Annotated in this window: 25 protein-coding genes; 5 read left to right on the forward strand and 20 right to left on the reverse strand. The window is 37.0% G+C overall.

Annotated elements, in window-relative coordinates; genetic code table 11:
- The first annotated feature begins 218 nt into the window (after nucleotides 1–218).
- Entirely contained in the window at nucleotides 219–992 is a 774-nt protein-coding gene (locus KYH19_RS01525; protein ID WP_219077316.1) for a hypothetical protein, read from the forward strand.
- 49 nt (nucleotides 993–1,041) lie between these two features.
- Here KYH19_RS01525 and KYH19_RS01530 read toward each other — a convergent pair whose 3' ends face one another.
- A complete protein-coding gene (locus KYH19_RS01530) occupies nucleotides 1,042–1,494 on the reverse strand; it encodes a hypothetical protein (RefSeq protein WP_132395201.1) in 453 nt (150 codons plus the stop codon).
- Between the two features lie 178 nt (nucleotides 1,495–1,672).
- On the opposite strand from KYH19_RS01530, the gene KYH19_RS01535 reads away from it, so the two are divergent.
- On the forward strand, nucleotides 1,673–2,341 hold the full coding sequence (locus KYH19_RS01535) for a hypothetical protein (protein WP_219077317.1): 669 nt from the start codon (nucleotides 1,673–1,675) through the stop codon (nucleotides 2,339–2,341).
- A gap of 311 nt (nucleotides 2,342–2,652) precedes the next feature.
- Here KYH19_RS01535 and KYH19_RS01540 read toward each other — a convergent pair whose 3' ends face one another.
- Complete coding sequence (locus KYH19_RS01540) at nucleotides 2,653–3,162, reverse strand: PRC-barrel domain-containing protein (protein ID WP_219077318.1); 510 nt, start codon at nucleotides 3,160–3,162, stop codon at nucleotides 2,653–2,655.
- Nucleotides 3,163–3,445: 283 nt separating this feature from the next.
- On the opposite strand from KYH19_RS01540, the gene KYH19_RS01545 reads away from it, so the two are divergent.
- Nucleotides 3,446–3,736, forward strand: coding sequence for a hypothetical protein (locus KYH19_RS01545; RefSeq protein WP_219077319.1), 291 nt, complete (start codon nucleotides 3,446–3,448; stop codon nucleotides 3,734–3,736).
- 65 nt (nucleotides 3,737–3,801) lie between these two features.
- On the opposite strand, the gene KYH19_RS01550 is transcribed toward KYH19_RS01545, so the two are convergent.
- From KYH19_RS01550 to KYH19_RS01560, 3 genes are all read right to left on the reverse strand, one after another.
- A complete protein-coding gene (locus KYH19_RS01550) occupies nucleotides 3,802–6,075 on the reverse strand; it encodes a GH92 family glycosyl hydrolase (RefSeq protein ID WP_219077320.1) in 2,274 nt (757 codons plus the stop codon).
- Between the two features lie 319 nt (nucleotides 6,076–6,394).
- Nucleotides 6,395–6,994, reverse strand: coding sequence for a GIN domain-containing protein (locus tag KYH19_RS01555; protein ID WP_219077321.1), 600 nt, complete (start codon nucleotides 6,992–6,994; stop codon nucleotides 6,395–6,397).
- 566 nt (nucleotides 6,995–7,560) lie between these two features.
- Entirely contained in the window at nucleotides 7,561–8,310 is a 750-nt protein-coding gene (locus KYH19_RS01560; protein WP_132395195.1) for a hypothetical protein, read from the reverse strand.
- A gap of 370 nt (nucleotides 8,311–8,680) precedes the next feature.
- On the opposite strand from KYH19_RS01560, the gene KYH19_RS01565 reads away from it, so the two are divergent.
- Nucleotides 8,681–9,952, forward strand: a complete 1,272-nt coding sequence (locus KYH19_RS01565) for a sugar MFS transporter (RefSeq protein ID WP_132395194.1) — start codon at nucleotides 8,681–8,683, stop codon at nucleotides 9,950–9,952.
- 140 nt (nucleotides 9,953–10,092) lie between these two features.
- On the opposite strand, the gene pepE is transcribed toward KYH19_RS01565, so the two are convergent.
- The gene (gene pepE / locus KYH19_RS01570; protein WP_219077322.1) at nucleotides 10,093–10,788 is read right to left on the reverse strand and encodes a dipeptidase PepE; all 696 of its coding nucleotides are present in this window, start codon (nucleotides 10,786–10,788) and stop codon (nucleotides 10,093–10,095) included.
- A gap of 94 nt (nucleotides 10,789–10,882) precedes the next feature.
- Here pepE and KYH19_RS01575 point away from each other — a divergent pair, with 94 nt between their 5' ends.
- Complete coding sequence (locus KYH19_RS01575) at nucleotides 10,883–11,962, forward strand: ATP-binding protein (protein WP_219077323.1); 1,080 nt, start codon at nucleotides 10,883–10,885, stop codon at nucleotides 11,960–11,962.
- A 257-nt stretch (nucleotides 11,963–12,219) separates the two neighbouring features.
- Here KYH19_RS01575 and KYH19_RS01580 read toward each other — a convergent pair whose 3' ends face one another.
- From KYH19_RS01580 to KYH19_RS01645, 14 genes are all read right to left on the reverse strand, one after another.
- Nucleotides 12,220–12,609: a hypothetical protein gene (locus KYH19_RS01580; RefSeq protein WP_219077324.1), complete on the reverse strand. Its 390-nt coding sequence runs from the start codon at nucleotides 12,607–12,609 to the stop codon at nucleotides 12,220–12,222.
- Nucleotides 12,610–12,811: 202 nt separating this feature from the next.
- Nucleotides 12,812–13,366, reverse strand: a complete 555-nt coding sequence (locus KYH19_RS01585; protein ID WP_255562528.1) for a WcaF family extracellular polysaccharide biosynthesis acetyltransferase — start codon at nucleotides 13,364–13,366, stop codon at nucleotides 12,812–12,814.
- Between the two features lie 12 nt (nucleotides 13,367–13,378).
- Nucleotides 13,379–13,957, reverse strand: coding sequence for an exosortase Y (xrtY, locus tag KYH19_RS01590; protein WP_132395189.1), 579 nt, complete (start codon nucleotides 13,955–13,957; stop codon nucleotides 13,379–13,381).
- Between the two features lie 7 nt (nucleotides 13,958–13,964).
- Nucleotides 13,965–14,828, reverse strand: a complete 864-nt coding sequence (locus KYH19_RS01595) for a glycosyltransferase family 2 protein (RefSeq protein WP_132395188.1) — start codon at nucleotides 14,826–14,828, stop codon at nucleotides 13,965–13,967.
- Between the two features lie 7 nt (nucleotides 14,829–14,835).
- Entirely contained in the window at nucleotides 14,836–16,056 is a 1,221-nt protein-coding gene (locus KYH19_RS01600) for an XrtY-associated glycosyltransferase XYAG1 (protein ID WP_219077325.1), read from the reverse strand.
- A 13-nt stretch (nucleotides 16,057–16,069) separates the two neighbouring features.
- Entirely contained in the window at nucleotides 16,070–17,479 is a 1,410-nt protein-coding gene (locus tag KYH19_RS01605) for an exosortase Y-associated Wzy-like protein (protein ID WP_370630313.1), read from the reverse strand.
- An 8-nt stretch (nucleotides 17,480–17,487) separates the two neighbouring features.
- A complete protein-coding gene (locus KYH19_RS01610) occupies nucleotides 17,488–17,757 on the reverse strand; it encodes a glycosyltransferase (RefSeq protein ID WP_219077327.1) in 270 nt (89 codons plus the stop codon).
- 63 nt (nucleotides 17,758–17,820) lie between these two features.
- The gene (locus KYH19_RS01615) at nucleotides 17,821–19,110 is read right to left on the reverse strand and encodes a glycosyltransferase (protein ID WP_255562529.1); all 1,290 of its coding nucleotides are present in this window, start codon (nucleotides 19,108–19,110) and stop codon (nucleotides 17,821–17,823) included.
- Nucleotides 19,103–20,338: a hypothetical protein gene (locus KYH19_RS01620; RefSeq protein WP_219077328.1), complete on the reverse strand. Its 1,236-nt coding sequence runs from the start codon at nucleotides 20,336–20,338 to the stop codon at nucleotides 19,103–19,105. Before KYH19_RS01620 ends, KYH19_RS01615 begins: the two co-directional genes overlap by 8 nt.
- Complete coding sequence (locus KYH19_RS01625; protein ID WP_219077329.1) at nucleotides 20,338–21,048, reverse strand: FkbM family methyltransferase; 711 nt, start codon at nucleotides 21,046–21,048, stop codon at nucleotides 20,338–20,340. The genes KYH19_RS01620 and KYH19_RS01625 overlap by 1 nt, the downstream gene beginning before the upstream one ends.
- Before the next feature lie 8 nt (nucleotides 21,049–21,056).
- Complete coding sequence (locus KYH19_RS01630) at nucleotides 21,057–21,437, reverse strand: hypothetical protein (protein WP_219077330.1); 381 nt, start codon at nucleotides 21,435–21,437, stop codon at nucleotides 21,057–21,059.
- Nucleotides 21,427–22,455: a glycosyltransferase gene (locus KYH19_RS01635; protein ID WP_219077331.1), complete on the reverse strand. Its 1,029-nt coding sequence runs from the start codon at nucleotides 22,453–22,455 to the stop codon at nucleotides 21,427–21,429. Before KYH19_RS01635 ends, KYH19_RS01630 begins: the two co-directional genes overlap by 11 nt.
- A complete protein-coding gene (locus KYH19_RS01640) occupies nucleotides 22,452–23,450 on the reverse strand; it encodes a hypothetical protein (protein WP_219077332.1) in 999 nt (332 codons plus the stop codon). The genes KYH19_RS01635 and KYH19_RS01640 overlap by 4 nt, the downstream gene beginning before the upstream one ends.
- Nucleotides 23,443–24,144 carry a hypothetical protein gene (locus tag KYH19_RS01645; RefSeq protein ID WP_219077333.1) on the reverse strand — a complete coding sequence of 234 codons (702 nt, stop codon included), beginning with the start codon at nucleotides 24,142–24,144 and terminating at the stop codon, nucleotides 23,443–23,445. The genes KYH19_RS01640 and KYH19_RS01645 overlap by 8 nt, the downstream gene beginning before the upstream one ends.
- Between the last annotated feature and the right edge of the window lie 3 nt (nucleotides 24,145–24,147).

Genomic DNA, 24,147 nt, shown 5'->3' on the forward strand with positions numbered 1-24,147 from the left:
ATAAGGATTAGAATTGATTTTACGTCCGGTGCTTTTGGCTATTTCATTTATACTGAACCATTAAAAATGTCAGCGCATTAATGACAGAGAGAATTTTATGAAAATAATACTGGAGTTCAATAAAAATTAAATAATTTCAATTAGCATTTGCTACCATTTACAACAGTTACCAGCTAAAAAATAAATAAAAGCTGCAGGAAATTTACCATAAACAATCGATGAAGAAACAGACTAAAATTATCCTCGGGATTTTAGCGTGTATCATGATGATGGCTATTGTGTTGATGTATAAACGGCATTGGTTTGGCGCAGGTATGAAACCCAAACAGGCAGCAATCAGTAATTCTGATCGTGTTGTTGTGCGCGATACACAGGAAGTAATTCTTAACCCTAAAAAAGAAAGTCCGAAGGAAGCGACGCAAGTCGAATTTCCACCAAACGGAAACAATATTGAAGATTTTGTACCAGAATTGTATAAAATTATAATGGATGCCGAAGGCCTGTTAAATAATGACGAACTGGAAGATGTAGTATTGGTGCTCCGGAACAAGACAGACAGTACAGATTTACGGCCTACCTTAGTTTTATTGAAGCAGCCCGAAGGTGGGTACCGTTTATACGCCAGCGCCTGGCTGGCTATTGGCGCTGCCTATATTAACGGCGATTATCAGCAATATGACAGTGAAGACATCAGCATAGATCAGAAAAGAAATTTAATTATATCCACTTACGGTAGCGGTCCGGTAGGTAACCGCGAAACCAGGTACCGTTTTATCGATAACGAACTTGTTTTTACCTACATGGAAAAGTTCAATGCGGGTGCAGGCCAGCAAACCAGGGTAACGTATGATGTTTTAAACCGGAAGGTAACGGTTGAAGATATCAATACCATGAAAGAGGATATGCCTGCTGCGGTTAGCCATGGTACTTTGCCACAACATCCACCTTATCTTTTTAAAGAGCTGGATCCGACAACGGTCTTTTCTGAATAATCAACCAAATGCAGCTGTTCTTTTAACGTTGACCCGGAGATAATCATATCTATTCCTTTGTGAGGTAAATATTCATCACGCCCCTTGCAGCAGTTTGGTTAGTTCCATAAATGAGCGATTGTTTATCCGTTATCTCCGAGCTAATCCGCATGTACTGATCAGTCTGTGCTACAATGCTCCAGGTGGTCTGTGCGGCAAAATTAGGATTGCTAAAAGTGAGAATACGATTATCTGCATTTCGTCTCAGAATATAGTCTGAAAACTTTATCGATGCATTAATATCAGTAGAAACTTTTACCTGTTTATCATCAAATGTCCAGTAAGATTTTACAGCATCAGCTATGATATGGCTAACTTCGATTCCGGAAGCATTGTAAAGCTGAAGGTCATACCCACCTGTCGACCATTTGCCGCTCAAGGTTTCACTCGTGGTATGATCGGTGTCTTTTTTGCACCCCGATATATTGATTACAATAAATAATAGAAATAAAACACGCTTCATGGCTGGCCTTTAAGTAGTTGAAGTTAAATAAATCGAAATGAATTCACAAATCTAATATCTTGCTCACTTAGCTACTGGTAATTTGATAAATGAGTGAACTCTTTTAAATTTATTTACCTCAGCCTGTAGCAAGTAACGCGATATCCACGTTTACATTTTAAATTAACACTAAGCACTAATGAAAAAAATCGTACCAATTTTGTTCGTATTATTTTGTATCGCTGGATGTAAAAAGGAAAAACAGGGAAATTATTCCGAAACCATAACCAAGGGAGAAAAATGGGGAATAAAGATCGGCAGCTCGCCCGCTGAAGTATACGCCCAGTTGCAAAAGGCAGGCACAACCCTCGACTTTCAGAATGTGGCAATTTTTGGCCACAAGCCCTATAGTTCACCAGAAAGCCTGGGCCAGCTCCTTCCATATTATTACGCACTCACTATTTATAACAATACCGGAACCTTAGATCGTGTAGTGCTGCTTTTTAGCGGAGACAAAGTGCAGCAGATTGCTACAGGCGGCGGCCTCACCACACCAGTAAACAAATGGCCTGAAAATGCGGCTGATGATACGGCGATAAAAGTTGATGATCCGGTTTCAGGTTTAACAGCAAAGCTGATCAAAATCCATCAGTTATCAGCCTATGCAGCTTACGGATTTGTACTTTCTGATAAACCATTAAACAAGCCATACGATCCGGATATGAATAATCACGATGACTGGCAGTTTGGCTTTTCAGACTTTGTAAGTGCAAGCATCAGCGGATCTTCAACAGTAACCCTTCATTTTAGGTCAAGTAAGCTGGAGCGTATCGTGCATGATTATCGCGAAGGGCAAATATTTAATTAATTCCAAATACGCTGAAATTAAAAAGCAAGTATCAAAAAAGATCAGATAAATGTTTTACTGAAATTCCAGGGGTAAATTAGTGGAGAGATCCTTTGCATAGTTCAAAGATCTCTCCACTATGCGTTGCTCCGGTCGAGATGACGACTTTTCTTAGAACTTTTCATTGATAGCTTGTCGAAGGACCTGTTAAATAGGTTTTAAGGTGTTTCGACAAGCTCAACATGACAGCATTTAAGGTGAAATGGTTATACAACATCTTTTCTAATGTAATTAGCGATGCCTGTGTACCACATACAAAATTAATGCATTAATTAAATTAATGGATCAGAATCCTGATTGCGAGGACTTTGTTCCGGAAAACTATTCCTATCGAAATGGTGGTGACGATAAAAGTTTGCACGGTCAATCTCTACAATTTCATCCTCCATCCGCAATGCCGCCGGACTGCCGATCACGTTGCGGATTTGGTTCTCCAACTCAGGCGTAACTTCACCAATAATATATCTCGGCATTGCCCTGAACTGGTCATGGTGAATATCGGGTAAAATAACTTCTTTTTTACCTTCACCTAAATTTACGAGGCCGATTGGGATCAGCACAACTTTTTCTTCCAAATCTTCGCCCATATCAGCAAGTTCCACAATAACGTACCGTATTGCATTTTGCTCGGGATCAAATAAGAGGTCGCGCACTTTTCCAACCGGATCGCCGGCTTCATTTCTTACCGGCCAGTCTTTAATGTCGGCCTCGCCATCTGTTAATTGATAAATACTTTTTGAGAGCTCTTCTAAATTGCTGTATACAATAGTTCCTGAATTCATAATTGCTTTTTTTAAAGGGGCGATTAGTAACGATGCCCATTTTTACAACAAGTTTTTCAGGAGATGGTTTTTATGTTAATGCACCGTTTTACAAAAAATGGGCAGCTTAAACGAATATCGAAAACTGTGAAATTATCTATAAGTATTTGTTGTTTAGTATTTTATGTTAATGTTGCGGAATGTGGAAAGCTACAGGATATCAATCAAAATAATTTTTTATCAGGTGGCTACCATACTGTTTTACAATTATTTTGTATAATAGTTAAAATTGAAGCAGAAGTTAATGAAGAATATAGCTGAATTTAAAAAGTCATTAGAAAAAGATAGGCCAGAAAGCAACATGTCGGTTCAGCTTCGTGCACTCTGGTACGATGCAAAAGGAGATTGGCATACGGCACATAACCAGGTCGACCATTTAGAGGATATTGCCTCTGCCCGTATCCACGCCTACCTGCACCGCAAAGAAGGCGACATCTGGAATGCCGATTATTGGTATGCTAAGGCTGGCGAAAAAAGGCCACAATTATCATTAGATCAGGAATGGGAAGAATTGGTACAACGGTTTTTATTATAACAGTGGGTATATTGGGGAAATGATACCACAAAACGATATTCATCTCCCCAAATCTCCAATCCTTTTTATTTGGCAGGCATTTTAAATGAAGGTGGAAGGGAAGTTTCATCCGCTGCCCATAGTTTATTCGGACGTTTGCCCATCACGAGCTCCAATACGCCTCCTCGCATTAAATCCTCGTGAGTAAACCACGATTTGTTCCATACCTGTCCGTTTAGTTTAGCCGATTGAATGTATTTATTTTCAGGAGAATAGTTGATACAGTTCAGTTCAAACTTCTTGCCATTTCCCAGATTCAGTTTTACGTTGGCAAAAGTGGGGCTGCCAATAACATACATGGGCAAGCCCGGGGTTATCGGGTAAAAACCCATTTGCGAAAATACCACAAAAGAAGTAAGACCACCGCCATCTTCATCACCGGGGATACCCATTAAATCGTTACGGAACCATTGACTTAATAAACTGCGTACCCTTTTTTGCGTGCGCCAGGGCTGTCCGGCGTAATTGTACAAATAAGGTATATGCATGGCAGGTTCATTACCCATAGAGAACTGGCCAACATTGCCTGTATGATCAGGCAACTGCGAATAAAAATCAAACCTGCTTTTCCCGAGTGGAGTGTTATACATTTTCTCCAGTTCATCAACAAAGGCCTGTTTTCCGCCAATCATATTTACTAAATCGCCCAGGTTGTGCAATACATCCCATCGGTAAAGCCAGCCATTATTTTCGTCATAAGTTTCTCTGGCACCAAGTCCGCCCGAAAAGCGGTAATCCAGCGGTTTAATAAACTTGCCTTCCGCATCTTTCGGGTGAAAAAAACTGGTCTCCGGATTAAAAACAGTATGGTAGCTGGTGCTTTTATCTAAAAAGTATTTTGCCTCATCGGTTTTACCTAATTGTTGAGCAATTTTGCCCAGGCACCATTCATCATAAACTGTACCCAGGGTTACCGCTATAGGCTGGCGTTTTTCAAAATCATGAACTTCTGCTGCGGTTTCTTTTTCGCCTTCAGGTAAAGCAGGAAAATAGCCCTTATCTTTAAAAAACTGATCTAAAACACCTGCTTTTTTTGACGACCATGGCGCCAGGGTTTTTTCGGTAATGGCTGCTTTACAATACTGATAAGCTTCATCAAGATTAAAACTTCTTAAACCTTTGTTATAAGCATCAATTATAGTCGCCACACCATGATTGCTATTCATCCTCCGGCTATCACCAGTTACCTCTGGAAAAGTTGGCATCCAATGGTCGTTCATCTGTTGCGCCATGCGCAGGTAGGAATTAATCATATTGCCTTCCATTTTTGGCTCGATAATCACACGGAGCGGATGTGTAGCCCGGTAAGTATCCCAAATCCAGTCGTCAGTAAAAAATGGCACGCCGTTATCATTATGCACTTTTCCGTCGAAGGCGCTAAAATATTTTCCATCTTCAGATAAGCTGATCATCCTTTCGTATGTGCGATAAAGGGAAGTGTAAAATATGGTTTTGGCTGTTTCATCAGTCCCCGTTACCATGATCTTTCCAAGTGTAGCATTCCAGATATCTTTTCCCGTCTGTGCCACCTGGTTCAGGTTATAATCCTTGATTTCGCGACGGAGATTCTGCTTTGCCTGTTCTTCGCTAATAAACGATATACCATAACGGGCCTTAATCTGCCTGGTTTGAGCAGGAAATTTTAAAATAAGATAAGCATCACGGCCTGAAGCAGACTGTTCCCCTGACTCAATTTTGTTTCCATGATGCCTGCCTGATTCAAGAGGTGTTAAATCCATTTCGAAGTAAAGGTAAACCCTGGTATTATTGTCTAGTTTCTGAAAACCACTTACCACATTTTGGCTCACCTTCAGCACTCCGTTTCTGGTGTTTAAAACCAGATAAGCCGGAACATTTGTCTGCGAAAAATTGAGTGCATAGATTCCTGATTGGTGCGATGGCGCAAATTGTACATTTATCCCATAATCATCCAGGTCAACTTCATAATAATAAGGCTTAATCACCTCATTGTCGTAGCCATACGAAATTACGTTACCTACGTTTTTGAGGTCGCCCTGAAAAGGACTCAAATTAAATGCCGAGCTGCCCCGGTGGCTGGTAACCACAACAGGCAAACCATCTATAACATTACTGGTAAAATTATCACGCTCCGGATAAACCCTTAATAAGCTGTTAGGTAAATGAACAGTAGGGTATGTGGGTACAAGTAAATGGCTAATGTTGCCGATGTATGGATTAACATAGTCTACAGGCTGTTTTTTGGCTTGCGCATGGGCAAAATTGATACAAGCGGTTAGCAAAAATAGTATGCTTAATATAGGATATGTATATTTTTTCATTTCTGGGATTTGATTAGATGTGGTAAACATAATACTTTTCAAAAATGATATTCAGCCATTGATGAGTTGCCAACCGGATCATTAATGATGAAAATCTTATTAATAGTAAAACGATTTATCAAATCTAATGGAAAGGATTAGTTTATCAAAAAATCAACAGCATAAAAGTTCTTTCTTATTTAGCCTGCTTGCATCTTACTCTGGTAAATTGCAATGCTTTCGCCAGAAAAATGATGTTACAACCTGCAGTTAATACTGTATAAACAAAAAAAGAGCGATGAATAGATTCCATCGCTCTTCGACTGTTAAATTTTATTTATTATTTTGCTAATGAAGCAGTTTGTGTTGTTTCGGTTACTGGCGAGCTCATTTGGGTTTTCATTGCAGCAAATCTGTCTAAATTCAATTTTGGTGTGCTTCCCATTACCAGGATATGTTCTGCTGTAGCTCCGCTTAATTTTAGATCTGCACGACCTTCAATTACGGTGTATAAACTTTCTGTATTTGAATTGATCTCGGCAACAGCATCTCCTTTTAAGAATAACTGAAGGTATTTCGAATCCAGTTTACCTGCAGTTTTTACCACTGCATTTTCAGAAGCCTGTACCCTGTAAATATTCTTTACATAAACGGTAATCTTAGCTGTATTACCATCTGCCGAAGTGATTTTTAGCGCATGTCCATCCTGGATCACTTTTACCTTCCCAGTGTTATCGTCATTATAGCTTACACTTTCTTTTTGCCCTTGTACCAATGTGATTTCCACATTTCCACTTACAATAACCTGGCTGATGTTTTTAGGTGCCGACATTTTAATTGGCTGTTTCTCGTCTGCCATTACATTTGTGGAGAAAATAGCAGAACTTAAAACGATAGCTGCTAATACTGATTTTGTTAGGGTTTTGATAGAGGTTTTCATAATGCTGTTGTTTATATTTTATAATATTTTGTTTCTGTTTTAATGATAAGACGCAGGTATTACAGAAACGTTGCAGCAGAAAATCCTCAATTATACCAACACAGCTTAATTCTCGACGAACAGGTTTAAAAATCGGGCGAAAAAGTGTTCGTTTTCTGAATGAATTCTAAAATTGCTGATTTTACGGACAAGTACTATTCATAATTCCAGAAATTAACCAATAACTAAATAGATATAGAATTGTCCTCCTGAGGGATAATTTATGGTATAAAATCAATATGAATGACAGGAGATTTTAACGGAAATATCTCGCTGAGGCATCGTCATTGCGAGAAGGCTTTTTCAGCCGACGAAGCAATCTTACAACGATCGCTATTAGCTTGCGCCTTAAGATTGCTTCGTTCCTCGCAATGACGGCTTTTCTATTGGAGTCTGTCGATGATAGCTTGTCGAAGGGCCTGTTAAAGGTGTTAAAAGGCCCTTCGAAACATTCGTGAAGCTCAGTACAGGCTAAGCTCAACGTAAGAAATTCGATTGAATTACAAATATAATACAGTCTCCTATAACTAAAATTTAATCGATAGTTTTTCAGAAATGAGCGCATTGTTTTTATAGTACTCGAAAAACCAACTTCCATTCTTTTTTAAAACTATGCCGTTTGCGTTCCCATTGTTAGAAATATAACAGTCCTCGATTGAGGTTTTTAATAAGGTCATTACAATTTTAGGTGTTGCATCGATCAGTTGGTAACCATTACTTATGGGTTGCGCATATAACATCGCTCCTTGTTGGTCGGTTTTGGTAGCCATAGGCTGTTCAGCAGGTACAGGTGCAGTTTTGGCCTCTGTATTTGTATTAGCTAGTACTACACTTGTCGCCACAGGGAGGCTACCCGCCACATACTTTAAATCGTTAAAAGAGGTAAAAGCATCTTTCAAGGCAAAATTATAAGAAGTTTCATATTCTTTCTCTCTGCTTTTTCCCTCCTTGCTCTTCATCACCACAGTGCCCTTACAATCTTTAAGTAAAAGGGTAAGATTGGTAACAAACATGCTGTTTTTTTCCTGTAGTTCTACTACCAGGGCCTTGCACCTATCTTTCGCAATTTCTTCAGGTATTTCGGCATTGTCAAAATATACAGTAAAGCCTTTTTCCTCAAAAAAAGCCTTAATCAGGGCATTTAAGCCGTATTGGTTAACCTGTTTGAGAAAACTGAATTTCTCGGGTACAATAATGTATTTGTAATTCCCGGCATTAGACTGTGCCTGTACTGAAAAAGAGATTGCTAAAAGGATAATAAAAAGATATCTTTTCATAACGGTTAATGGAGTTTGGATAAAATTCCGCCTCAATTTATAGAATGAAACGGAGAAAATCAAATTTATCATCCCGTAACACAATCCGTATTAATCAATCTGTTTTTCGATTAGATCTTAATGGTAAAACAACAAAGTTTATCATCATCCATTGCATTAATCGATTCAATTGTTTATTATTATGGCGATTAATGATCATAACACTGCGCTTGTCGCGTGTAATACAACCAAATATTCCAGAAAAATGGAGGAGCGCCAACTCATTGAATTAAAAGGCTGGTTTAAATTTCAGCGTATTTGCAACCAACGTTGGTAAAAAAACTCTTTCTTACTGCAAAATTAAAACCAAATATAACCTAAATCTGAGCACATGCTTAACATTCAAACCACAAAACTATTCTGGGCAAGTTGTCTAGCATTACTAGTCACCTCCCTTTCCTTCGGTATCCGTGCTGGCATAATGAACCAGCTTGGAATCGATTTCCAATTAAGTACCTCACAGTTAGGTACTATTACTGCTGCTGCCTTCTGGGGCTTTCCATTGGCCATTGTGGTTGGAGGATTTGTAGTGGATATGATTGGCATGAAACGTTTGCTGGTCATGGCCTTTATTTTTCACCTGGCGGGAATTATCCTTACCGTTTTTGCGCAGGGCTACTGGAGCCTGTTTTTATCTACCTTGCTGATCGGCATTGCCAACGGTACTGTAGAGGCCGCCTGTAATCCACTGGTTGCCACTTTATACCCGGAGAATAAAACAACCAAATTAAATCATTTTCACTTATGGTTTCCCGGAGGTATTGTAATTGGTACACTGCTGGTTACCTTGTTTGTTCACCTTGGATTGGGCTGGAAAGTGCAGGTGGCCATGATGATTATTCCTACTTTAATTTATGGGTACCTTTTTTCAAAATTAGATTTCCCAGTTACCGAAAGGGTATCATCTGGTTATTCCAGTTCAGATATGTACAAAGCAGTACTTTCTCCATTATTTATTTTTATGTTCATCTGCATGTTCGGTACCGCCATTACCGAGTTGTTTACAGGGCAATGGATAGGCTTACTGCTTAAAAATGTAACAGATAATGCCATTTTATTGCTTACTCTTACAACCGGGATTATGGTAATTGGTCGGGGTTTTGCCGAGCCTGTAGTACACCGTCTTGCTCCTCAGGGTGTACTGCTCTTATCTGCAATATTTGCTGCAGCCGGACTTTACATGCTGAGCACTTTTACAGGAAATTCAGTTTTCTTCGCTGCAATTGTTTTCGGTATAGGAGTTTGTTATTTCTGGCCAACGATGATTGGTTTCGTCGCTGAAAATGTTCCTAAATCTGGAGCACTGGGCTTAAACCTGATGGGTGGCGCGGGAATGTTTGCTGTTTCTATTTATACCATGTTTATGGGTAGTTTTTACGATAACCTGATTGTTAAACATTTACCCGCTGGCGCCTCGTTTGATGCGTATTTAAAAGCTCCTGAAAATTCTGCATTCGCACAGGCGCTTGCCAATGCCAAAAATCTGGCTGGTCCTGAAATTCTGCGTGCTACATTGATTATTCCAATCATATTAATTGTAGCTTTTGGCGGATTGGTGATCTACCTGCGTTCACGAAAAAAGGCCAGTGCTGTAGCATCATAATTTGATGGATGATGATCTTATGGACTATCAGTTTTAGATGAGACGAATAATAGCTACAAGTTTATGATGTTAAATTGATCATAACTTGTAGCTATTTGAGTTTTTATTTTTCTACGCTGTATCTTTCTTGAATAAATTAATTATAACAAAGAACTACCTGGTGTGCATTCATACGGGGCTTTGCCTGCTTCAAAAATTCTAGTGCTTTCACTACCTTCGGTGGTTAATTTATTATTTAATATCCTGATCCAATTGCCTTCACGTAAGCCTATTACTTTGATGTTGTTCTGGGTTAGGAATTCCATAATCCTCGTTTCCCTTGTTTCTCCATTATGTTTTAACTCCGGATTTGGGTCAAGATAATGAGGATTAAGATTAAAAGGAACCAAACCCATACATTCAAAAGAGGAAGGATACACGATAGGCATATCATTGGTAGTTTTCATATTTAAGCCACCAATATTGCTTCCGGCACTACAGCCCAAATAAGGTTTGCCCAGTTTGATATTTCCACTAAGATGCTTCATCAACCCAAGTTCATGGAGTGTTTTTACCAGAAGAAAAGTATTCCCTCCACCAGTAAAAAATCCTTTGGCTGCATCAATGGCGTGAATGGGGTCATTAAATTCATGCAGACCTTTAACACTGATATTTAGCTGTGAGAAAAATTCGCGGACTTTACCCGTATACTCTTCATGTGAAATGCCTCCAGGTCTGGCATAGGGAATAAATACAATTTCATCTATTCCGGTAAAAAGCGTAATGAGTTCATCTTTTAGGTATTCGAGGTAATTGCCGCCGAATAGGGTAGAAGTAGAAGCGAGGATAACATTCATTTGTTGTGCTTTTATAGGCAATAATAATGTTTTTCCGTTAAAATTTATTATCTATCTTGCAGTGCCGATTCAGACTCAAGCTGTAGGCTAAATCATGCAAAACAAATCCGAGCGAATCAGTGCACTTATCGAACTCAACGAAGAGCTGGAAAACTATTTCAGAAATACGATTATTCCCAAGCTGTTTGTCGATGCACATTTGATACTGAGAAAATTCACGCCTCCGGCCATGCGCCAGTTCAGTTTAAAGTATACTGATGTAGGAAGGCCTATTGAAGATATCAAAGAAAATTTTCGTTTTCCAACTATTATCGATAACATTAAGCATGTTATTGATTGTGGGGAAGTGCTGGAAAAGGAAATCCAGACGACAGACCTGCGTTGGTATCAGATGAATATTCTGCCTTATATTGTTCAGCGCGATAAGAAGACCAATGGCGTGATCATCACTTTTGTGGAAATTACGATGCGGATACGCGATTTAAAGGAACAGGAAAAACTGATTGCTGAACATGAGTTGCTTTTGGACACTATTTCGCATGATATAAAAACGCCGCTCACCAGCCTGGGCCTTACCATCGACATGCTGAGGAAACTACCAGAAAAAGGTATGGAACGTTTTCCGGTTCTTTTGGAAAAGGTGGAAAATAGCCTGACCAAAATGCAACAAATCATTTACGAGCTAACAGATTCCCGTGAGCAGGAGCATCGTTATAAGGCAGTGGAAGAACTGCTCGATTTTGAGCATATTCTGGAGGATGTTAGGCTCACGCTTGCCCCGCAGATAATTGAATCGTCTGGAAGTATAAAAACTGATATTGGTTTTTCCGAAATCTTATATATCCGTCGTAAACTGCGTAGTATAATTTATAACCTGGTCAATAATGCCATAAAATACCGTTCAAAGGAAAGAAAACCGGAAATACTTATTAAAACTCATCGTGAAGGGGATTTTATGGTGATTGCTGTAGAAGATAACGGAATGGGAATTGCTCAACATAACTTAAACGATATCTTTGGAAAATACCAACGAATCTCGCAATCTGGTGAGGGCTCAGGTATTGGGCTATACCTTGTTAAGGAAATTATAACGGCTTCGGGTGGAAAGATTACTGTAAGTAGTAATTTGGGAGAGGGGTCTGTATTTACCGTTTACCTGAAAATCAAGAATTAATCTTTTGTAAATCAACGCTGTTTTGGCAGGTATAAGTCATATTTAAATCATTTACCACTATTCTTCTTCAGTTACATTTTTGGAATTGGTATAATAATGAACTTAGCACGCAGCTAAGTTTCTATTAAACAAATAAGATAGTCGTATCAGTCGCATATTAGATGAATCAATGCTGACAGGTAACGGGCTTTTTTAGAAATGCAGGTCAGTTTTTACTTAAATTATGCTTGTCAGGATGCTGATGAATTAAACTAATGCTACGGATTTGATACCGTAGTAGCAGAAACATATTTCTTTCTCTCATTAATCCACTCCTTTAGCTTTGGGATAATATACAGGATTGCAAAAGCCAGGATAGAAATAACAGCTTGTAATAAAAGGTTTATTTTGGTCACTGGATTAACTTCTGCTTCACCCGTCACCACATAAAGGCGGTGGATACTTCTTATAATAATGATTATCAATAGATATTTGCTGATTTCAAACCTGCGTTTAATCAGGATGAAAAGAAGATAGCGCATGGACAGGATAGATAGAAATATAATAGTTTCCTGTGTACTCATGTAATCGTAAAAGAACAGGTTGACGATCCCGATCAGAAAAGTAAGTAAAATAAGCTTGGAGGACAAGGAATACTTGTTCTTCATTAGTTTAAAATTTGCCAACTGAAATATGAAATAGTTTATGACGACGAATGTTTCAAAGTTCAATAAAAAAATGCTACATAACTAATTTACATTGTAAAGAACTTTAAACAATTGATATTTGTCATTATTTTTTTGTGCCTTAGGAAAGGAAAGACAAAGGCCACTCATGGCGGCCTTTGATAGGTATTAATAAAATTAAATCTTATTCTTCTATGATACGTTCTTTGATTTTAACCGCGGGGTTACCCTGGTAAATGGTGTAGGGCATCAAGTTTTTAGTAGCCATACTTCCCATCGTCAATACCGAGTGGCTATACAGGATTACCCCGGGGCAAACCTTGGCCGATGCACCGATCCATACGCCGTCTTCAAGTATTATTGGAGCAGTTATCAGATCAAAACTGGTCGCTTTGTAATTATGATTACCCGTAATCAGAATTGCTTGTTGAGATATACAACAGTTTCGACCTATTTTAACCTGATCAAGGTTATCGATATAACAATCAGCTAGCCAGCTGTAATCGCCCAACTCAAGCTTCCAGGGATATTTAATATGGATACCTGGTTTTATACGTACTTCTTTACCTATTTTGGCACCAAATAACCTTAAAAAAGAGACAAGTACTGAACTGAATGGCACCATGCGGCTCTTAAAAAAGATAATATCTGTAAAATACCACAAAAACTGTTTGATTACGGAAGCACCAATTTTAAAGTTTCCGGTATCGAAATTCTTGTGTAACTGCGTTTTTAACAAAATTTACTAATATTATTGAGCATTTATTGGTTTATTACATTTTTTAATCCAGAGATATAATATGGTAAAAATGCATATATATATAAGGATATTGAATGCTTCATGATGATAATTAAAATTATGGCGCTGTGATTTAAAAAATCCAAGTAATACGCCCAGGCCTGCAATGCGGAGCACATTTAATACGTATATAGTGATTAATCCGACCACCAGCATTTTAAAAGTCGATTTCCATGGTGCAGGAAATGCCAGTACAAAAGCAGCTAAAAAGCTCATTACGCCTAAACCCAGGCACGAATAGTTAACCCGCAGATATGGTCCCGATATGACCATTACATCCATTTCGTTGTAGATGACATAAAAGCCAAAAGATTTAATAAGCCATACTGCAGGTACGATCAATGCCGACTTTAAACCCTGTATATAATTTAGATGATCGGAGATAAAAGGGTTGTAAAACCTGGAACCTGGCATCATCACACTGTTCATAAACAGGTTGCCCTGACTAAAAATGATGTATAACATAAACAGGGCAACCACAAATTTGATGGCCTTTTTACTTGCTTCTTTTTTTGCTTCTTCTGGAGTCATATCGGTATTATAAATTTAATGGCCTACCTTTTAGAATTACTTTAATTTTTTTATCTACCAGTCTTCTAAACCAGAAGCCTTGAAGATAATGAAATTTAATTCCAGTAGAGCCTTCCAATATACCAAGTTTGAAAAATATCCGGTAGCCAAAGTAAAGATAGGGACGCAATCCGAGTGGAAGTTTCCACCATAATTGTTTTAACCATGCCCGTTTTTCATCAGGGCTACCCAGTAAGTTGGGCTTTAAACTTTGCATCCGTAGCTTTAACATCCTTTCAACCTCTTCCTGCGCCACCAGATCACTATAGCGTTCATGTTTGGCTTTCCAAAAAGCAATATCATTCTCTTTTAGATTTTCTTCCAATATCCAGCCTTTTTTCCAGATTTTGGTTTTACCCGGCACAATAAACCGGTGATCCATGTTCTCGTTCAGATCAGAAAAACCGATTCCTGTTCTGAACATTTTTAAAAGGTAAAACGGATAGAAGGTGCCAAATCTGATCCAGCTTCCCTGAAAGAAGTTTTTGCGGTTAAAGTAAATACCGTTGATATCAGAATGGTCTTCATCTTTAAAGTTGATTAGCATTTCAAATAACTCCGGTGTAACGGTTTGATCAGCATCGAGGCCAATTGTCCAGGGAGTGTCCACCTTAAAATTTTTTAAGGCGAAATCCCATTGCCTGGGATGGTTTATAAAAGGATTTTGTTTTACCTCAGCACCATAGTCTTTAGCAATTTTCCGGGTTTCATCCGTACTACCGCTATCCAGAATAAATACCCTGGCGTTGAGTTTTTTGATGGATTCCAATAGCCTGGGTAGATGAATCTGCTCATTAAAGGTAAGAATAATGAAACTAAAATTTCGGTTCATGTAAGCGTTAAAGTGCTGATGGCTGGGCTAAAATTTTCTGGTAGTACTCCATGTATTGTTCAACCAAAGTATTATCGTTAAAATCTTCATTAATTAGTAAGCGTGCAATTTCTCTGATTTTTTTTCTTTTTTCAACATCCTGATAGGCCTGAATTATCCCGGTTTTAATCTCTTCGATATCTAGCCCCGTAATCCATCCCAGGTTTTTATCTGCAACATAATCAGCCAGGCCAACAAATTTACTGATCAATACAGGGGTGCCTACACCTAAACTTTCAACAATTACGTTAGCGAAATTCTCGTTGTAAGAGGTGAGCGCAGTTAAATCATGCTCTGCCATTAAATTAAACTTGTTCTCATTACTCACCAGTCCAAGCCAAATAATCCGATCGTTAAGTTTCAGGTTTTCAGCTTTTTCTTTTAAACTTCGCATATAATCATCATTCCCAGTACCGCCAATGGTTAACTGCCATGGGAAATTAATTAGGGATAAAGCCTCAAACAATAATTCGAGGCCTTTCTTTTCTTCAATGCGTGAAAGAAAAATGATTTTAAAAAAGTTTTTTTGATTTTTATTGTCTGATATTTCGTTTTCAATAGTTAATTCTTTTGACGGTAACTTAACCAGGTTAGAGACTATCCTGATGCTTTTTGGCGTTACAATTGCTGATACGTCTCTTTTTTCCTGATTGCTCGTAGCATGGATATGGCAATATTTTAATAACTGATTGCCCATTACTTTATGAATGCATCTCTTAAAAAATGAATTCCGGTTACCAAACGTATAGGTGGTAAGCATTCCCCTGGGAGACAAAACTACAGGTATTTTATACCATTTGGCAACTAAACAGCTCAAAACCGAAACTAAATTCCACCAGGAATGGATGTGGATAATGAGGTTGGAGTTTTGACTTTGAAGGATTTCTTTCCTCAATTTAAGTAACAGTTGAGGAGAAAAGTGACTGTGATCTTTTGTCCAGCGTTTAAAATAGCTTACTGCTACGTTATCAATTAAAATAGGTGTATCAGTATTTACCTGTAGTTCTTCAGTTCCATTGGCAGTTGTAGTTAATACCTTTAGTTGATGTATAGCAGTCTTATCTTCCCCAGCCGCTATCCGCCTATCGCTAAAGACTGTTAACGCCTCACATAACTTCGCTACACTTTGTATAGGTCCACCGTATACATAAGCGGGTTTATAGGAGGCTGTAATATGGATAATTTTCATTTGTTAAAATTAGTCAAAATTTGGGATTTAATACCTTTATCGTCCTGAGTAGATAAAATAGGAACCACATAATTACATAACCCCAAAAAATATTATTGAACATGAATTCGAAGTTATTTCCCCGCCAAAGTCCTTGAAAAATACTGTTAAACATAATTACGCAACCTAGTTCGTAACCGCCAAATATCTCCTCAGCTTTATCTGACAGGTGTTGTACCAGCATTCCGTATAACAACATAAAAAAGAAAACCCCAGAGATACCAAAGCTTAAATAAGCATCAACAACAGGCCGGGTTTTAGCAGAAACTGTCGACGTTTGATGTGCCACCCCTGCATCGTAAACCCGCTGCATCGAAACGGTTTCCATATTGGGTTTCTCTGACCAAAAAATCCTGGGGATGAGTCCTTCCAAAGAATTTTCTACTATTTCCCAATCATAATAAGGATGATGGCTGGGAACATAATAGACAAATTGTGTGAACATTTCTATTTCACTTAACCTTCTGGTAAGAAAGCCCCAGTTCGTATCTTCAATTTTTTCTTTATTTTTAGCACTCAGATTTTCGAAAGCCTCACTCTGTGCTTCTTCTGCGCTAACATCACCACTCCAGCTTTGCCGAACGGTATTATTATAGGTAGGCAAAAAGTAAAGCAATACGTAAGCCATAGGAATGGCCAAATAAAGGATTAACTTCTTGTAATAGGGAAAGAATACACAAGCAATTACAATGATATTGATAATAATTGGTTCCTTATAGCCAGATAATGATGCATGTAAAAAGTTAAGAAAGAAAATTGTGGCACCTATACCCAGGTATTTAATGTTTTTGATTTTGAAACCTTTAACAAATAAAACTGCTGCACAAGAGATTCCGACCAAAGTAAGTGGTAAGGCGATCTGGCTAAGACCTGAAAAACGTTGTGCTAATGAACCAATTCCAAAAACAATAATGCTGAGCCAGATTAAAAAATCATCATCTTCAAAGGTTTTTATACTTTTAATCATGATATGCTGCTTTTGGACTAAAAGCATGCCCGTAACCAATGCCGCATGAGCCAATAAACTAATTCGCTGGCAACTGGCGATGATTGCTGTTTGTTCATTTTCTTTAAATTGTGCGCCATAATTAATCTCCGTTAAATATCTGTAACCCAAATGATCCATAAAATAAAATATAGATGTAGTACACATAAAACCTGCAAATATGAGCTGCGTGAGGAATAAGGGGCGCATAATCTGCTTATGGATGGGCAAGTCTTGGTTAATAATGGCTACCGGAGATAATATGGTGGTATAGAAGATGAAAAGTGAACCAAACCAAGCCATAAAATAAGATATGATTGGACTATTGATTAATGAATATGAAACCAAAACGGGAAGGTACAATGTTAGAATAAGTTTCGTAGGGTTGCTATTTTGCATCATTATTATCAAATAGTGTCTATAATTGTTTCACCTGTTTTTCGAATGACCAGTTTTGAATAATACATTGGGATTGAATTCCAATTTTTGTTAATTTTTTCTTTACTTTCTGTCAGTTTTCCTAATTTTTGCATGAGATCTTGCAGAACATTTAATGGCTGATTAACAAAATCTATAGCGTAGCCAACTTTGTGAACCAAAACTGCTTTATCTGCTGCCATGGCCTCATTTATGGCTAAGCCCCAGGTTTCTGCTAACTCTTGCTGAGGTTTTTTCAAGAGCTTAAAAACCGGAGCGTAATATTGGATGGGGTAGGTAGTATGCTGGCTGGTTTTATCAACCTAGTTATTTGATAGTATGCTGTTAAAAAGGTCAATTTGTTTTTTTGTCAGATCATCTGACCTATACTTCTCAAACTCTTGCCAATTGGTTAATGGGTGAGCCTTCAGTTTTACATTATTAAAATACAATTTAAACACAACAAATGCCTGGTCTATATCACTATCCAATGTGGTTAAAAAGCCAGCATTACATTCTTCAATTATTTGAGCCGCGCTGCTTTTGGGGTGTAAAATTGCTAATATGTTTTTTTTTGCTAAAATGTAAGGATAAAGCTTAGAAGCAGTATAAGCGGGGTCATTTGATCCGGCAACAATTAAACCATCAGCGCGGAGTAAGTGATTTATACTTTGATAAAAACCAATTCGATCTGTATATTCCGAAACATAGTTTGCAAGACCTAGTTGGTTTGCAATTGGCATAAGTGTTGGAATACCACTTCCATTTGGTGCATAACTGGTTCCAATAAAATGGAAATGTACGTTTTTAAATGCATCAACATCCTGATCTATTCCTTTTTTAAAAACTTTTAATAATAAACTCACTGATTGTTGCATATCAAAGCCGCCACGGCCAACATAAACCAGATTAATTTTTCCATTATCCGTATTGTAAACAGATTCAGATAAGCATAAATTTTGTTCTGCAATGTCAAAATCTGGTTCATGTGCGCCAAATGTTATAATGCTGCAGGGGTTGTGCACTAAATTAGGATATCTGGTTTTTAATGTATTAATGTATGCTTCAGAGACACCGATTAAGCCATCTACATTTCGCATGGCTATAGGTTCTAAATATTTATTTAACCGATAAGAGAACCAATGTTTTTTTGGATGTTGAGACTTTGGCTTATCTTGATAGTACTCAGAATGCCAGGGGTCTTGAATATCAATAACATAAGGAATGCCGAACTTTTTCTTCCAGAATGCGCCTAAAATACACACGGGAAATTGAGTTGTTGAAAAGTAGATTAAATCAAAATGGTTGCTCTTTAAAAGTTTGTTTACTTTTCTTCTATAAAAATATAATGACCTTAAAGCAATGCTTCCTAATCCAAATTTGCTGGTCCATTTTTTTGAAAAGGCTTTTACTTTATGCACTTTTATTTCTTTTGGAATAGAAGTCAAAAGCAGAGGATCGGTAATCATATCACTATAGGTTTCTTCAACCACAACTACTTCTGGTTCCCAGCCATACTTCTGAAAATAAGGCAAGCTCATTCTGATTCGCTGCATATCTGCTGCATTGCAAGGTGGGAAATAAGGTGAAATAATTAGAAGTTTTTTACTCACCAATAGTATCTGTTATAATTTTTATAAATTTTTGTTCCTCTTGTTCCCAGTTTAGTTGATGGTTAGCATATTCCAAAGCCTGAGCTTGATGCATTTTTAATAGTTTTGGATTTGAAAGATAATTCTGAATAAGAATTGCCAATTGATTGGGATTATTTCTCTTATAAATCGAACCCATTTCGGGGTAATTTTCTAGCAGCCATTTCTGCCCGGAAGTGTCAGACGCGATAATGGCTAAACCAGCTTGAATGTATGTGAATATTTTGTTGCTTAATGCTAAGTCGTTATTTTTTGAAAATGCCGGCTCTAAACATAAACCAATATGAAATTGATTTGCAAAAGCAAATAAACAATGAGGTGGAAGGGGGGCATGAAAGAAAATTTTTGGTCTTTTGTCAAATTTTAGGCTGTTAATTAAGCGGTCAAAGTCTAATTTTGTTTGATTATTAATTTTACCTAGCAGATGGAGTTCAATCTCCTGCTCTTCTAATATTTTTATTGCTCTGAATATATCTTGTATTCCTCTTGAAATACCTATTGTTTGTGAGAACCAAAAAAGTTTTAGGGGACTATTTAAGCTATTAGGCAATGAAAGCAACTGTTTTGGAAAAGTATTGAGTATAGTTTTAAATTTTAAGTGAGGAAAGAATATTTTATATTGATTAGCAATAGTTTGGCTGCTAGTTGTTATGTAATTTGTTTTAGTAAAGTATTTCTCTTCCAAAAACGCTTTTAGTCTTACATCGTAATTTGTTTTATCATTACTCATCTCAAACCTATGTAAATCTTCAGCATCAAAACCGCATTTTGCTTTATTATAATTCGCTGCAGCTACCGCGGCGGGTATCGCTCCTAAATTATGGGCGATATATAAATCAGCCTTTATTTTTTTTGTTTTACTGATTAGAATTGAGGTGCCTCTAGAAATCGAATATTCACCAAGCATATACTTAAAGCCAGCTAAAGACGCTATTAGGTTTGCAAGTCTATGTTTTACCCTACTTTTCCAATAGAGCCACTTTTTTGTCTGCGGATTGCCCCCTACACATACTGCTTTCCAATTTTTAGTTCGCAGTAAATCACTATCAAATTTTGTTCCCCAATCATTCCAATATAAATAAACAACAGTAACATCATAGCCACAATTAGCCAAAGTATCAGCCTCTTTTACAAGACGCGGATTTAGTGATGGTTGACCTGAAGTAACCAGAACAATTTTTTTTTGCATCAAGACCAACGTGTTGAAGACCTTAATGAATGATCTTCCTTCATAAATAAAAAGTCAACCTGGAATAGGGCGTTATCGAAAGGTCTTTTCATCAACGAACAGATATCATATAAAACGAAACCTTTGGTTTTCATATATAGAATTACTTCATGTGCAAGAGGCGCATCTTTATATATACCTAATAGTGAAACCTCCATTAATACAATTTGGGCGGATTGTAACACATTTGATGCCCCCTTTAGTATTTCTAATTCATAACCTTGAGTATCAAGTTTAATAAAATCAATGGTTTCAAAATGGCTTTTTGCAACAATATCATCTAGTAAAGATAGTTTTATGGTGCTTATTTTAGCATTAGTTTTATTATCCTCTTTATATACTGAACTGGCAGTTTCGTAAATGTTAAATTCAACTTCTTTTTCTGTGGCACCTAGTAGGGCGATCACAACAGAAGAATTTTTAATAAGTTTAGATTTTTCTAGCAGAATTTCCCTTTTGGCTTCTTGAGCTTCAATCATCAATATATTTGATTTTGGGAATATTGATTTCATTTCTAAAGCCCAGTTACCCTCATATGCACCAATATCCAATATGTTTACCGGATTAAATCCTAACTTTTTTAAGTTTAATAGACTGGATTTTTGATTAGGAACGCCAAACTTGTTTTTTAAATTATTTACAAATCTGTTCGGAATAAGCCTTCTTATCATTTTATATATCATATTTTAGCATTAGTTTTATTATCCTCTTTATATACTGAACTGGCAGTTTCGTAAATGTTAAATTCAACTTCTTTTTCTGTGGCACCTAGTAGGGCAATCACAACAGAAGAATTTTTAATAAGTTTAGATTTTTCTAGCAGAATTTCCCTTTTGGCTTCTTGAGCTTCAATCATCAATATATTTGATTTTGGGAATATTGATTTCATTTCTAAAGCCCAGTTACCCTCATATGCACCGATATCCAGTATGTTTACCGGATTAAATCCTAACTTTTTTAAGTTTAATAGACTGGATTTTTGATTAGGAACGCCAAACTGGTTTTTTAAATTATTTACAAATCTGTTCGGAATAAGCCTTCTTATCATTTTATATATCATCTCTAGCTATTTTAAGATAATCATTAGTTATTACGCTTACATCAAACCTCTTAAGTGCCGTATATCTACATTTTGTTCTATCAATATTTTTTAGTTTAGAAAGGGCATCTATCATATCATTTTTATCTTTCACTATAAACCCTGTAATACCGTCTTCAATTACTTCAGGGACTGATCCTCTTTTAAAAGCAATTACCGGGGTGCCACACGCCATCGCTTCAACCATTACCATCCCAAAAGGTTCATCCCACTCAATGGGAACAAGTAATGCCTTTGCTTTTCCTAGATATTTGTTCTTTTCTATGTCGTTTAACGCACCAAGGTAAAGAATCTGTTTCCCATCAAATAACGGCTCTATTTCTTCTTTAAAATATTTATAGTTATCTGGCGTTTCTGGAATATTACCACCGACTAGCAATCTGTGATTTGATTTTAAAGCTACTTGTATAGCATGATGGAGACCTTTTACCCGATCCAACCTGCCTAAAAACATTAGTGGAGCATGTTCCTCGAACTTTTCTACTAATCTATATTGGGAGAAATCGATAGCATTGTAAACTGTTTTCCAAGCCCCTGCCACATTTCCGGTAGAAACACAAAAATTGCTGCAAGCAGTGAAAATTAGATTTTTATTTGGTAAACCGACAACCAATTTAATCCCTTTTTGAGCTACTGATCTCCCATAGGTCATTATTTTTTTTACAGGACTATTTAGAACTGGTGATAAATAAGCGAGACGTCCAAAATTATGAATCAAATCAAATTGGTTTCTTTGTATAAAAAGGTATTTCCAGACACTGAAAAGCTCTTTAACCTTCTGGAATTTAGAACGTTTAAGATTATTAATGCCAAAGACAATAGTTTGGCCGGAAATTTTGGAATTTGGCCCAGCAAGTAGCGTAACTTCATGTCCCAGTCTTTTATATTCTTCGGCAAACATATACACAAGGCGTTCGTGCCCACCATAAAGTGGGGGTGGGACGGGAATGCCAGGATCCATTATTAAGAGGATTTTCATTTTATTGTTCTGGCGATAATACTATTGGTGAGCTGAACATATGCCAAAGCTTGCGATTTGAGCGTTAAATTTTCTACAATATAACTTCTTGGTGTATATCTTCTTTGTATAATACCAGTTAAAAACAGATCTAAACGATCATTAAATTCTTCTAAATTTTTAAACTTCTCACCGCAACGTTTATCCCAGTATGGTACTGAACTCACCCCTTCAAAGCTTACAACATCTGGAAAATAGTCAGGGTCCTGCCAAAAGCCACCTCTGTCCCAAGCCAATATTGGAGTGTTTGTGGATAAAGCTTGTTGATACGCAAAACCTTGAGTTTCATGCTCGCATAAAAAAATCATTCCATCAACTTTACTTAATAATTTATGGTATTCATCCTCCTTATAATTACCATATCTGATGTATTCTATCGTGATTTGTTTTTGATCTAAAGCATTTAATATGGGTTTTAAAAAGGTAGATTCTAAATAATTATAATCCCATCTTATTTTATCATAGACTAGAATTCTCGATCTATCTCCAATTTTTTTTTTTGTTGGCATCCATTTTTCTGTTTCAATACCGCTTGGCCATACTGATATGTTTTTTTTATTCGGTAAATCTCGTTCATAGAGTATTTTCATCCATTCACATGGTGCCAGAAGGTGTTTTAGGTTGCTATCGTCCCAGAAATCGTAATCAGTAGGATGTGACGGTAATGCTGGACCATAAATTATAGAGGTGTGTGTTGGTATTTTGTCTATTACATGTGGCCTTCCAACTACTAATGCCCATTTCGTAGGGTCCTTTCTTAATGCCTGGTAGTTATTAATTTCATACGGATGTCCAATTTCATCTAAACCGTGAATTAAATTTACAAACCATCTTTTTACTCCGCTTACTGGTGCTTTTCCACGTATTAATCTTCTAATTATTGAACGCGGATAACGATCATATCTTATCCACCTATCTGCTTCTATTTCTTCGTAAAAAATATGCAATTTATTCATTGATCATTTTTAGTTTGTCATCAGGATTACCTGAAATGCCTGCTATGTAAAGCTTTTTAAGGTTTTGGGTATTTAGAGATAGCACATGTATAGCTTCGCCCATAGCACGTTCAATAGAGATTGTTGGGCAAAAAACATTATCTTCAGGGCTTAGATTTATTGCATTTTTTAAAACTCTAATGAAGCTTGTAGGACCAACAATTCTTGAAGAATAGGCATACATAAAGTTTAGTGCGCAAATCAAAACTTCGTGAAGAATATTTTTGTTCCTGAAGTAATAAGCTCGGGTAGAAATGGTTTTTGGACCATCGAACTTTCCAACAAAATCAAAATCTTTTAAATTTTTAAAATCCCATTGCTCAGTCAAAATATATCTGCCAGAAATTTTGAAAATAGGTACGTTATCCGGTAGGTTTCTAATCCCGAGTAATAACAAATAAATTTCTGAAAGACCTTTATTTTGATAGGGAAACACATCTATTGACCATAACCTGGCTGGTTTTAATCTATCTTTTTCCCTTTCTGATATAAAGGGAAAAGAATTGTCAAAAACATAAATATTGGTAAATTCTTTTAGGGAATTAATCGTTGCTTCAGTCTGTTTCAATCGTTGGTCATTAGAAATGAAGTTTCGATATTTGGTTTCCGAAGTAGCTGCAGGAGGAACTAGTGTAGAGCTTATTATTGCAATCATTAA

It is taken from the genome of Pedobacter sp. D749 (genome assembly GCF_019317285.1).
Classification (GTDB): Bacteria; Bacteroidota; Bacteroidia; order Sphingobacteriales; family Sphingobacteriaceae; genus Pedobacter.